This is a genomic window from Lysobacter xanthus (assembly GCF_047159895.1).
In genome coordinates this window covers 54,853-66,408 of the sequence record NZ_BAAGAB020000008.1, presented here as the reverse complement: position 1 = coordinate 66,408, position 11,556 = coordinate 54,853, and the positions used below count along the sequence as shown (strand labels likewise).

At 66.5% G+C, this 11,556-nt stretch carries 10 protein-coding genes and 1 pseudogene; 7 read left to right on the top strand and 4 right to left on the bottom strand.

Features of this window, described 5'->3' with window-relative positions; all coding sequences use genetic code 11:
* A partial coding sequence (locus tag ACY35P_RS04510; RefSeq protein WP_462114644.1) for an IS3 family transposase occupies positions 1-593 on the top strand: 593 nt, incomplete at its 5' end.
* A 137-nt stretch (positions 594-730) separates the two neighbouring features.
* The gene (locus ACY35P_RS04505) at positions 731-916 is read left to right on the top strand and encodes an MbcA/ParS/Xre antitoxin family protein (protein ID WP_462114643.1); all 186 of its coding nucleotides are present in this window, start codon (positions 731-733) and stop codon (positions 914-916) included.
* 5 nt (positions 917-921) lie between these two features.
* On the opposite strand, the gene ACY35P_RS04500 is transcribed toward ACY35P_RS04505, so the two are convergent.
* A complete protein-coding gene (locus ACY35P_RS04500) occupies positions 922-2,121 on the bottom strand; it encodes a hypothetical protein (RefSeq protein WP_462114642.1) in 1,200 nt (399 codons plus the stop codon).
* Positions 2,118-3,107 (bottom strand): nucleoid-associated protein, encoded by a 990-nt coding sequence (locus ACY35P_RS04495; protein ID WP_462114641.1) that lies wholly within the window; start codon positions 3,105-3,107, stop codon positions 2,118-2,120. The genes ACY35P_RS04500 and ACY35P_RS04495 overlap by 4 nt, the downstream gene beginning before the upstream one ends.
* Before the next feature lie 252 nt (positions 3,108-3,359).
* Between ACY35P_RS04495 and ACY35P_RS04490 the strand changes: the two are divergent.
* From ACY35P_RS04490 to ACY35P_RS04470, 5 genes and pseudogenes are all read left to right on the top strand, one after another.
* Positions 3,360-4,553: pseudogene (locus ACY35P_RS04490) on the top strand (ATP-dependent DNA helicase RecG); the annotation flags it as partial.
* A 30-nt stretch (positions 4,554-4,583) separates the two neighbouring features.
* Positions 4,584-5,516, top strand: coding sequence for a nucleoside hydrolase (locus ACY35P_RS04485; protein ID WP_462114640.1), 933 nt, complete (start codon positions 4,584-4,586; stop codon positions 5,514-5,516).
* 94 nt (positions 5,517-5,610) lie between these two features.
* Complete coding sequence (locus ACY35P_RS04480; protein ID WP_462114639.1) at positions 5,611-5,856, top strand: type B 50S ribosomal protein L31; 246 nt, start codon at positions 5,611-5,613, stop codon at positions 5,854-5,856.
* Between the two features lie 266 nt (positions 5,857-6,122).
* A complete protein-coding gene (locus tag ACY35P_RS04475) occupies positions 6,123-7,424 on the top strand; it encodes a citrate synthase (protein ID WP_462114638.1) in 1,302 nt (433 codons plus the stop codon).
* Between the two features lie 2 nt (positions 7,425-7,426).
* The gene (locus ACY35P_RS04470; protein ID WP_462114637.1) at positions 7,427-8,014 is read left to right on the top strand and encodes a hypothetical protein; all 588 of its coding nucleotides are present in this window, start codon (positions 7,427-7,429) and stop codon (positions 8,012-8,014) included.
* On the opposite strand, the gene ACY35P_RS04465 is transcribed toward ACY35P_RS04470, so the two are convergent.
* Together ACY35P_RS04465 and ACY35P_RS04460 are read right to left on the bottom strand one after the other, a co-directional pair.
* Positions 8,011-8,667 (bottom strand): hypothetical protein, encoded by a 657-nt coding sequence (locus ACY35P_RS04465; protein ID WP_462114636.1) that lies wholly within the window; start codon positions 8,665-8,667, stop codon positions 8,011-8,013. The two genes, ACY35P_RS04470 and ACY35P_RS04465, sit on opposite strands and share 4 nt — an antisense overlap.
* 106 nt (positions 8,668-8,773) lie before the next feature.
* Positions 8,774-11,317, bottom strand: a complete 2,544-nt coding sequence (locus ACY35P_RS04460; protein WP_462114635.1) for a penicillin-binding protein 1A — start codon at positions 11,315-11,317, stop codon at positions 8,774-8,776.
* Positions 11,318-11,556 lie beyond the last annotated feature (239 nt).

Genomic DNA, 11,556 nt, shown 5'->3' with positions numbered 1-11,556 from the left:
GGCTTTACCAGGAGGCGAAGCTGCAGGTCCGGCGCCGCAAGCGCAAGAAGGTGCTGCCGGGCGAGCGCCAACCGCTCGTTCGACCGATCGCGGCGAACCAGGTGTGGTCGATGGACTTCGTGTTCGATCGCACCGCCGAGGGTCGCGTCATCAAGTGCCTGACCATCGTCGACGACGCCACCCACGAAGCCGTGGCGATCGAGGTCGAGCGCGCGATTTCAGGGCTTGGCGTCACGCGCGTGCTGGAGCGCCTGGATCTGATTCGCGGCCTGCCGCAAGTGATTCGAACCGACAACGGCAAGGAGTTCTGCGGCAAGGCGATGGTGACGTGGGCCTACCACCGCGGCGTGCAGTTGCGCCTCATCCAGCCGGGCAAGCCGAACCAGAACGCCTATGTCGAATCGTTCAACGGCCGACTGCGCGACGAGTGCCTCAACGAGCACTGGTTCACCCACCTGCTCCACGCCCGGACAGCGATCGAAACCTGGCGCAGGGAATACAACGACGAGCGACCGAAGAAGGCGCTGGGCGGGCTAACACCAACCGCCTACGCCCGGCAGCTGGCATCCACTACCATCAACCCCGGACTCTAGATCGACCCGCTACTGAAAGCGGGGGGACGTCGGATTCGTGCCGCTGAGTGGCTGGGGCTCGATCAGGGGGCTATCACTGTCCTGCTAGGGAATGACGTGTCAGAGCAACAGCTCCAGCTCGATCCCGCGACAAGTCAATGGCGCAACGCGTTAGCGCTGATCGACGTCGCAACTCGCCTCGAACGCGTAGCAGGGGGCGCGATGCGGCGAGAGCATGGATGCGTGGACCGAATCTGGAGCTCGGGCAGCCGCCAATTCAGCTGATTGCATCGCCCATAGGGCTCGCTTCCGTTGGCAACTACCTAGGGCGCATGGATCGCTAACAGCTTTACGCGCCGAAGACGTGGTTCCATGCGCCGCGAACCGCTGCCCACGCCGGGCCCGTCAGCAGCAGGTACCCAGCTGCCGCCAACGCTAGCCCAAGAGCCAGAATCCCCCGAACCACATTGAGGATCACGCGCTGGTCCCGAATCCGCGCGTCCAGAGACGCGAAGACGTCGTCAAACGTCGTAGTGGCGTCCGGGTGTTCGGTTCGCAGCTTTGTGCGCTGACGGTCGACCTCGCCCGCGACGACTGAGACGGTCTTCGCCTGGTTTCGGATCATGAGGAACAGCAAGCCCGCAAACACAAATGCACCAAGCAGGACAGCACTGTTTGCCCAGAAGATGTCATCTACGCTGGCTGTTCTCTTGAGCTGCGTGGCGACGATGACAGTCGCGACGGGGATCGTAAGCAGCTGGCTCTGGATGTCGGTCAGTGTCTTGTGGATTTTGCCCGTGTACTCCAGTCGCGCCTCTTCGAGCTCACTGCGAATCTTCTGATACGAGAAGTTTGACGCGAAAAGCCGGTAGCCCGCGAAGAAGCGATCGGCGAGCTTGTCGAGATTCACTAGTAATGCGCGAAAGCGCTGTTGGAGCGGCTCTGCCTGCGCCATGGTGACGATCTCATCACCAAGGATCGCGAGCTTCTGTTCCCTATGAAGATCCTGAGCGAAAGCGTCCCTGAGTCGATCTATCGCCGACACGTTGAGCACTTCAAGTTCCGTCGCAGTGTAGTCAACCGGGACAACAAACTTGCCGACCTTTACGAAGACCAGCTGCGCGTGCTCACGATCTAGATACGCGGCGCTTTCCGCCATTAGACCCACGAGCGTCAGTACTGCCCGATAGCGTAATAGAAGATCCTGCGAAACCGCGGAGCTTGCGCCGTCAAGGAAATAATCTCGAGGTTCTGCGACGCGCGCGCGTGGAAGCTTAAGCAGAGCGCTCAGGCTGGAGAAAAACAGACCGAGACCGCCACGAGGAAGTCCCACGGCGATACGCAGGGTCTGGCCGACGAGCGACTTCGTCAGATCACCGTGCACGAGCGACAGACCAGAGTCCTCCAGGTTGAAGTCGTCGAGGGCTACCGCAATGGCGTGCGCAACGTCAGGACTTTCCACGCGCAACTCCGCCTCCCCGGTCGCAGAGTCGTAGCTCCACGCCGAGTAGATCGTCTTGAGGTGCGCGAAGGAAAGCCGTTCGCTCATTCCGGACTCTCTTCCCGCAAACGAGCTAGAAGATCGGCTGGAAGGTCCCGGAAGGTCAGGGTCTCCTCCTTACGGTCGAACACCACGTCGCCTTCCTGAAGCGCCCGCCGTTCGAATTCGACTTTCCAAACCCCTCGCCGTCCACCTGAGAACTTAACGAGGTCGCGTAAACCCGACTTGTGTGGGACAAAGCCTGCCGACAGCCCGGTGGCCGGATCTTCCAGAGTGGCAACAAGTTCTTGCGGCGCCCGCGGCCAAAGCCGGTTCGAGAACTGCTCGACTTCAAAAACATCCCCTGACTGCGCCAGTGCGACACAGATGTCGTTCGCATCCTTGAGGAAGGCGGTGCGCTCCGCATCGTCCATGCCTTTAGTAGTCGCGAAGTTTCGCAACAGCGCTGTGAGCTTCTGCGTTTCCTTGAGGGCAACGATGGTCGTGTCGCACCCTAGGAAAAGCTTGAAGTAATCAGATACATCTTTACCGGTGCCCCTAAGGAAACTGACATAGCGCTCTGCGCCCGCCTCCAAGCCCGTCAAGTTGACTCGGCCGGCGTACCGGAAGCTCTTCATGTTCAGATACCGCGCCTCAGCCATATCCTTGGCTTCGTTGATGGCTGCGCCGACCTCTTCGGTCAGAACCGCGATCAGGAGCGCCCCATCGCCCTCCGGCTCGACGATGTGTGCGATCAATACGTGGCCGCCGGTCGCGCCAGGCTGCTGGTCCGCGCGGTCCCGCAGCGTCCCCAGCATGTGATGGGTCAACGAGACGAAGTCGAGACTCTTCGCGATTGCGTAAAGGCGAATCCAGCCCGGAACGGGCACATTGTCGGGATCGTCGACGAACCGACCGTGCGATTTCGAGGCACGGCGCCGATATTCGAGTGCGAGCGTGTCGATGACGCGTTGGACGAGTGGTGTGACTGCGAGCTGCGTCTGTCGCAGATCGGTCGTCGCTGGGCCGTGCTTGGTTTTGATCAGGTCATGCACGATGACTTGTTCAACCCGTACCGAAGGCTCAGCTACAACGTCCATAGACTCAGATCTCTATTCAGGTTTCCCAAGCATACGGGAGGGCGTCGCTAGGACCGAGACGTCGAACCTGCGGCCTCATCACCTGCCAGAGCGGCCTAGGCGAACACAGTGGTCGTCTGGAGCCAGACGCTTGGCTTGGAGAGACGGCAAAGGGTTCAGTCACGAGCAGGCTCTACCTTAAACAGAATGTCTGAAAAGGGGCTTGCTAACATAGGTTCGGGCAAGACGGTCGTGGCCGCGATGGCGACGCTCCTCGCGGTCGGCGACGGTCGCCAGGCCGCCGTCATGGCGCCGACCGAACTGCTTGCCGAGCAACATCTCGTCAACATGCGTGCCTGGCTCGAGCCGCTCGGCGTGCGCGTCTCGTGGCTCGCCGGCAAGGTCACGGGCAAGGCGCGGGCGGCCGTGCTCGCCGACGTCGCGTCCGGTGCGGCGCAGGTGGTCGTCGGCACGCATGCGCTGATGCAGGAGGGCGTTGCGTTCCACGACCTCGCGCTCGCGGTCGTCGATGAACAGCATCGCTTCGGCGTGCACCAGCGCCTCGCGCTGGTCGACAAGGGGCCGCGGTCGCGCGGTACCGTGCCGCACCAGTTGGTGATGACCGCGACGCCGATTCCGCGCACGCTCGCGATGGCCGCGTACGCCGACCTCGACGTTTCGACCATCGACGAACTGCCGCCGGGCCGCACGCCGGTGACGACGGTCGTGCTCGCGGCCGACCGCCGCCCCGAACTCGTCGAGCGCATCCGCCTGGCCTGCGCCGAAGGGCGGCAGGCGTACTGGGTCTGCACGCTCATCGACGAGAGCGACGAGGTGGTCGCCAAGGCCGCGCAGACGACGTTCGACGAATTGACCGTGCAGCTGCCCGAACTGCGGCTCGGGCTCGTGCATGGCCGGATGCGCCCGGCGGAGAAGCAGGCCGCGATGCTGGCCTTCAAGGCGGGTGACATCGACGTACTGGTCGCCACCACCGTCATCGAGGTCGGCGTCGACGTGCCGAACGCCTCGCTGATGATCATCGAGAACGCCGAGCGCCTCGGGCTTTCGCAGTTGCACCAGTTGCGCGGGCGGGTGGGGCGGGGCAGCACGGCGTCGAGTTGCGTGCTGCTCTACCAGGCGCCGCTGTCGCAGATGGCACGCGAGCGTCTGGCCACCATGCGCGAGACCAACGACGGCTTCGTGATCGCCGAGCGCGACCTGGAGCTGCGCGGGCCCGGCGAGTTGCTGGGCACGCGGCAGACCGGCCTCGCGGAGTTCCGCGTCGCCGACCTCACGCGCGATGCCGACCTGCTCCCGCGCGTGCACGCGCTGGGCGAGAGGATCGCCGAGCGCGCCCCCGAACTCGCCGACCGGATCGTCGCGCGCTGGGTCGGCGGTGCCGTGCGGTATGCCTCTGCATGACATCGCGGACGCGTCGCGCATAATCGGCCGATGACCGATCGCATCCCGCTCCTCATCGATACCGACCCCGGCGTGGACGACGCGCTGGCCCTGCTGATGGCCTTCGACGATCCGCGATTCGACGTCGTCGGCCTGACGATCGCCGCCGGCAACGTCGGCCTCGACCACACCGTCGCCAATGCGCTGAAGCTCTGCGAAGTCGCGGGCGTCGACGTGCCGGTCTTCCCGGGTTGCGCGTCACCGCTGCTGCACCCCGCGCGCGACGCCGCGTACGTGCACGGCCGCGACGGCTTCGGCGATACCGGCTACGCGAAGGCCGCGAAGCAGGCCGAAGCCGAGCATGCCGCGCTGGCCATCCTGCGCCTGTCGCACGAGCACGCGGGCCGCCTTTTGCTGGTCGCGCTCGGCCCGCTCACGAACGTCGCGCTCGCGCTCAAGCTCGACCCGACGCTGCCCTCGCGCGTGGCCCGGTTCGTGGTGATGGGCGGCGCGGTGACCGGCCACGGCAACATCACCCCGGCCGCCGAATTCAACGTCTACTTCGACCCCGAAGCCGCGCGCATCGTGCTCGACGGCTTCCCGCACATCGACCTCGCCGACTGGGAAGCGACGATGGCGCACGGCTTCTCGCACGACGAGTTCGAACGCTGGCTTCAGCTCGACGATCCGCGGGCGCGCTTCTACGACGGGATCTCGAAGAAGACGCGCGAATGGTCGAGCGACCGGCGCGGCGACCACTGGCACTCCGCCGACGCACTCGCGATGGCCTTCGCGCTGGACCCGGAAGGCGCGACCGCGCTGGAATCCCGGCCGGTCGCGGTCGAGCTGGACGGCCGCCACAGCCGTGGCGCGACGATCGTCGACTGGCGCCGCGAGGGCGGGGCGCCGGACAACTGCCGCATCCTGATGGGGTATGACCAGGCCCGGTTCGAAGCGCGGATGCGCCGGGCGCTGGGCGCCTGAGCGGCATTCAGCCCCGGACCGCTCACGCGGCTTGCACGGCCAGGGTCCGGCCTCTATACTGCCGGGCTCCCAGAACCCCTGAATGGTGCATGCCATGAAGACCGGCATCCATCCCGAGTACCGCGAAGTCGTCTTCCAGGACGTCACCACGGACTTTTCGTTCCTGACCCGCTCGACCCTTGGCAGCAAGGAGTCGATCAAGTGGGAAGACGGCAACGAGTACCCGCTGGTGAAGGTCGACATCTCGTCGGCCTCGCATCCGTTCTACACGGGCAAGAACAAGATCCTTGACACCGGCGGTCGCGTCGACAAGTTCCGTCAGCGCTACGCCAAGAAGTAATCCTCGTCGCGGGCCCCGGCCCGTGCCGAGTCGATCGCGGCCGCCCCCGGGCGGCCGTCGTCGTTTTCGCGATGCGTGCGGCTGGGGTGCCGGCCGACGTGGCTTGAGGGTCACCGGCGGGATGCCGCGGTGCGCCATTAGACCAATGGACCACGCCTGACGCCGCGGACGCATGTGCGATAATCCGCGGGTTGCGGATCGTCCGCGAACGTCTTTTTTTCTCCTCCGCCGCGGCGCCTGCGCCGCATGCCTCCCAGGAGCGCTCCGTGTCCGAGACCAACAGCGGGCTGCAGCAGGTCACCCTGACCGCCGGCGACGCCAACGTGACCCTGCCCGTGCTGCACCCGACCGTGGGCGCGCCGTGCATCGACATCGCCAAGCTGCCGAAGGAAACCGGCTGCTTCACCTACGACAACGGCTTCACCGCGACGGCGAGCTGCAAGTCGGCGATCACCTACATCGATGGCGACGCCGGCGTGCTGCTGTATCGCGGCTACCCGATCGAGCAGCTCGCCGAGAAGTCGAACTTCCTCGAAGTCGCGTACCTGCTGATGAACGGCGAGCTGCCGAACACGCAGGAGTTCGACAAGTTCGAGCACGAGGTCACGCATCACACGATGATGCACGAGGCCTTCCGCACGTTCCTGTACGGCTTCCGCCACGACGCGCATCCGATGGCGATGCTCGTCGGCATGCTCGGCTCGATGGCGAGCTTCTATCACAACGAACTCGACCTCGAGGATCCCGAGCAGCGTCGCCTCGCGGCGATCCGCCTGATCGCGAAGGTGCCGACGATCGCGGCCGCCTGCCATCGCTATTCGATCGGCTGGCCGATCCGCTATCCGAAGAATTCGCTCGACTACACCACGCGCTTCCTGCACATGATGAAGGAAGTCCCGGCCGAGCCGCTCGACCTGAATCCGGTCGCGGCGAAGGCGCTGGACCTGCTCTTCATCCTGCATGCCGACCACGAGCAGAACGCCTCGACGTCGACCGTGCGCCTGATCGGTTCCACCGGCGCGAACCCGTACGCCTGCATCGCGGGCGGCGTCGCGGCCCTGTGGGGTCCCGCGCACGGTGGCGCGAACGAGGCGGTCCTGAAGATGCTCGCCGAGATCGGCCGTCCGGAGAACGTAGGCAGCGCGGTCGACAAGGCGAAGGACAAGAATTCGGGCTTCCGCCTGATGGGCTTCGGCCACCGCGTCTACAAGAACTACGACCCGCGCGCCGCGCTGGTCCGCAAGATGACGCACGAGGTGCTCGGCGCGCTGAACATCAACGACCCGCTGCTCGAGGTCGCGATGAAGCTCGAGGAGGCCGCGCTCAAGGACGAGTACTTCGTCTCGCGCAAGCTGTATCCGAACGTCGATTTCTACTCGGGCATCATCTACAAGGCGCTCGGCATCCCGGTCGAGATGTTCACCGTCATGTTCGCGATCGCGCGCACGGCGGGCTGGGTCAGTCACTGGCTGGAGCAGCAGAACGATCCGGAGAACAAGATCGGCCGTCCGCGCCAGATCTACACGGGCGCCACGCAGCGCGACTACGTGGGCGCCGACCAGCGCTGAACATGGCGAACGGTTCCCCGGAACCCGTCGTCCCGAAGCCGCGGCCCGTCCGCGGCTTCGTCGTTTTCAAGTGGACGGTCTATGCCTTCCTGACGCTGGACGTGCTGCTGTACGCACGCTTCGGACGGGCGACCGAACTGCTCGACACCGCCTCGTGGGTGGTGCTGGTGCTGCTGTTCGAGTGGGAGACCGGCGGCTGGCCGCTCGCGCCGCGGTGGCGGCCTCTCCTGCACGCCGTGCGTGCCATCGCGTCGCTGGGCGTGGTTGCCGCGGTGGTCGGCTACGCGCTCGAACGCCAGTGGCTCGACTTCGTGAACGAGTCGACCTGGCTCGCCGTGGTCGGGCTTCTCGAACTCGAGGTCCGCGTGCCCGCCCGGCGGACACGCTTCCATCGCATCCGCCGGTGGCTCGCGATACCGCTCTATGCCGCGCTACTCGCATTCCTCGCGACGTGGACCGTGCGTGGCGTCGTCGGCGACGATCCGCGCGCGGCGTGGCTCGATGCCTGGGACGCCACCTGGTGGCTCGTCGCGTTCGTCGTGATCGAGCTGAACGTCTTCGGCTGGGCACGCGCGCCCGTGCGGCGCTAGAAGCCCTGCTCGAAGCCGTCGATCTCGGCGTCGGCGATGATCTGCGTGAGTTGCGGCACGCTCGCCCGTCGCATCGGTTTCTCGTCGACCGGCGACAGCGGCGCCTGCCGCAGCACGTCGTGGGGCAGCACGGTCACGTCGAACGGCAGGCCATCAGCGCTGAACACCCACACCGGAAACTCCGCATCGCGATGCCGGTCCAGTCGCACGCGACGGCCGCGGGGCTGGGCCGGGATGTCATGCTCGACGAAGAAGCGGTGCACCGCGTCGGGGTCGTCGACATGCAGGTGCAGCATCACCGGCGAGCGCGCGTCGGCCGTGCCTTCGAGCACGGGGCCGACGAGTCGCGGATCGAACACGCGGAAGAAGCGCAGCGCCTCGAGCGCCGCCTCGCGACGTACCTGCAGTTCCGCCGCGCCGTCGCGCCCGAACAGGCGCTGGTACTGCCGCAGGGCAGCCTCGATCTCGGTGTTCCGCGGCAGCGAGGCATCGTCGTGGATGCCGAGGCGCTCGGCGGCCTTGAGTTTGGCCTGGTGGTAGTCGGCGATGCCGCTTTCCGCCATCAGTCGCGCGGCCTCGCTGGCGAGGTGCTCACGCCGTTCGCGCAGTCGCGACTGGGCATGCTGGTGGGCGTGCTGGCGGGCTGGGCGCATGACGGGGCTCCGGGGCAGGCGAGGGCGACCGACGCCGGGGATGGAGGCCGGCGGATCCACGCTACCACGGCGATGTCGGGCCCCGTTCTCGCGGCCTCGACATCGTTCAGAAGATGTCGAACGAGCCTTCCGCGCCCGGCTCGTCGCGTTGCGTCGAGGGACCGTAGTCGACGTCGCTCTGCATGCGCTCGAGGTCTTCGGCCTTGACCCACTCCATGATCCCGCCGCTGCTGCCGGGGATCAGGCGCCCGCCCGGACCGACCGCGACCTTGACCATGCCCTGCGGCGGGTCGTTCGGCTGGATCGGCTTGTCCTTGAGCGCGACGCGCATGTAGTCGATCCAGATCGGCAGCGCGGCCTTGCCACCGTATTCGCGGTAGCCGAGCGACTTGAAGTCGTCGCGCCCGACCCAGACGGTGGTGATGTACGGCCCGCCGAAGCCCGAGAACCAGGCGTCGCGATGGTCGTTCGTCGAGCCGGTCTTGCCGCCGACGTCCTCGCGGCCGAGCACCTTCGCCGCCGTACCGGTGCCGCGCTGCACGACGTCGCGCAGGATCGACACAATCTGGTACCCGATGCGTTCGTCGATCGCGCGCGGCGCGAGCAGCAGGCCCGTGGTGTCGACCTTCTTCGGCGTCGAGGCGGCGAGCGCGCCGGGCTTGGCACCCTTCGCGTCCTTGGCCGGCGCCTCGGCCGCGGCCGTGGTCGGCGAGGGACCGAGGTCGAAGCCGTCGACCACCGTGGACGGCGCCTGCGTGGCGGTGCCGGTCGGATTGGCGACGATCGCGCAGCCGTGACAGCCGACCGCCGGCTTTTCCTTGAAGATCACCGCGCCGTTGCGGTCCTTCACCGTATCGATGAACCACGGTGTCACGCGGTAGCCGCCGTTGTAGAACACGGCGTAGCCGCGCGCGACGGAGAGCGGCGTCAGCGATGCGGTGCCGAGCGACATCGACAGGTTCGGCGGCAGCGACTTCTCGTCGAACCCGAAGTTGCTGATGAACTTGCGCGCGTAGTCGACGCCGATGGCATCGAGCAGGCGGACGGACACGAGGTTGCGCGACTGCACCATCGCCTCGCGCAGGCGCATCGGGCCCGCGAAGTTGCCAGTGTCGTTCTGCGGGCGCCACAGGTGTCCGACGCGGTCCTTGAACACGACCGGCGCGTCGAGGACGATCGAGGCCGGGTTGAAGCCGCGCTCGAAGGCCGCCGAATACACGAAGGGCTTGAAGCTCGAGCCCGGCTGGCGCTTGGCCTGCACGGCCCGGTTGAACTTGTTGCCGGCGAAGCTGTAGCCGCCGGTGAGCGCGCGCAGCGCACCGTTCATGGCATCGATCGACACCAGCGCGGCCTGTGCGCGGGGCAGCTGGTCGAGCCGGTACGTCGCGGGCCCGTCGCCGACGGCCGCCATCTGCGTCTTCGCGTCGGCGGCATCGCCCGTCAGCAGGCGACGCACCCGGACGACATCGCCACGTCGCAGCGTGCCCAGGCCAAGGCCATTGAAGCTCTGCTTCGGCGAGAGTTCGATCGACTGCCCATCGGCGAGCGCGAGTTCGGCACGCGCGCCGGAGCTGGACAGCACCACCGCAGGCAGCAGCGAGCCCTGCGCCGGAACGTCGCGGATCCGCCGGGCGACGGTCCGCGCATCGGCCCCGTCGTCCAGGTCGAGGTGCTTCTCGGGGCCGCGCCAGCCGTGGCGGACGTCGTAGACGTGCAGCCCGTCGCGCACCGCGCGATCGGCCGCCGCCTGCAGCGTCGGGTCGATCGTGGTCGTGACGTGGTAGCCCTTGGTCAGCGCCTCGGGACCGTACCGCTGGATCATCTCCTGGCGGACCATCTCCGCGACGTACGGGGCGTACACCTCGACCGGGCGCTCATGCGGCGTCGCGTGCATCGGAACGGCCTTGGCCGCCGACGCCTGCGCGCGGCTCACGAACTTCAGCTCGACCATCCGGTCCAGGATGTAGTCCCGGCGCACCTTGGCGCGCTCGGGATTGCTGATCGGATTCGCGCTGGACGGGAACTTCGGGATGCCCGCGAGCGAGGCCATCTCGTCGAGGCTGAGCTTCTCGAGCGGGCGCCCGTAGTAGTACTCGGCCGCCGCGCCGATTCCGTAGGCGCGATTGCCGAAGAAGCTGACGTTGAGGTACAGCTCGAAGATCTCGTCCTTGCTGAGCTCGCGCTCCATCCGCATCGCCAGCAGCATCTCGGCGAGCTTGCGGGTGTAGCTGTACTCGTTGCTCAGGAAGAACTGGCGGGCCACCTGCTGGGTGATGGTCGAGCCGCCGGGGACGCGCTTGTCGTCGGTGGTGGCCAGCAGCCACACCGCGCGGGCGATGCCCTTCAGGTCGACGCCATGGTGCTCGTAGAAGCGCGCGTCCTCGATCGCGATGAACGCCTTCTTCTGGAGGTCCGGCACCTTTTCGATATCGACCGGGTAGCGCCGGGTCTCGCCGAACAGCGCCATCAGGCGCCCGTCCTGGGCATAGACGTACATCGGCTCCTGGAGCTGGACGTCGCGAAGCGTCTCGACCTCCGGCAGCTTCGGGGCGATCACCGCATAGAGCGCGCCGGCCCCGATGAGGCCGAGGACAACCAGACCGGCGATCGCGAAGAGCGCCCAGCGGAGAAGGCGGCGGAAACGGGGCATCGGGGGAAGACCGCGTAAAGAATTCGTAAGCCGAGTATAGAGGAGCCCCCGCGTCGTCGATGCGTCGACGGCGTCGGAATGCCGTCAGCGGGGACGCCCGACGGGTGGACGGGTCCGCGTCATTATTTTGTCGGTGGCCATCACGAATCGTGAGGTCGCTGTTGCCACGGGGTGAAAAGTCCGTTATCTAGGCAGTGCCGCAAGAAGCGCACCTAAACGCCTGTGGCAGGGGAGATTCG

Bases quoted from the DNA above. Each gene is read 5' to 3' on its own strand.
- ACY35P_RS04485 (WP_462114640.1), top strand. From the start codon at position 4,584: ATGACCGATCGCATCCCGCTCCTCATCGATACCGACCCCGGCGTGGAC.
- ACY35P_RS04500 (WP_462114642.1), bottom strand. From the start codon at position 2,121: ATGAGCGAACGGCTTTCCTTCGCGCACCTCAAGACGATCTACTCGGCG.
- ACY35P_RS04470 (WP_462114637.1), top strand. From the start codon at position 7,427: ATGGCGAACGGTTCCCCGGAACCCGTCGTCCCGAAGCCGCGGCCCGTC.
- ACY35P_RS04465 (WP_462114636.1), bottom strand. From the start codon at position 8,667: ATGCGCCCAGCCCGCCAGCACGCCCACCAGCATGCCCAGTCGCGACTG.
- ACY35P_RS04460 (WP_462114635.1), bottom strand. From the start codon at position 11,317: ATGCCCCGTTTCCGCCGCCTTCTCCGCTGGGCGCTCTTCGCGATCGCC.
- ACY35P_RS04505 (WP_462114643.1), top strand. From the start codon at position 731: ATGGCGCAACGCGTTAGCGCTGATCGACGTCGCAACTCGCCTCGAACG.
- ACY35P_RS04480 (WP_462114639.1), top strand. From the start codon at position 5,611: ATGAAGACCGGCATCCATCCCGAGTACCGCGAAGTCGTCTTCCAGGAC.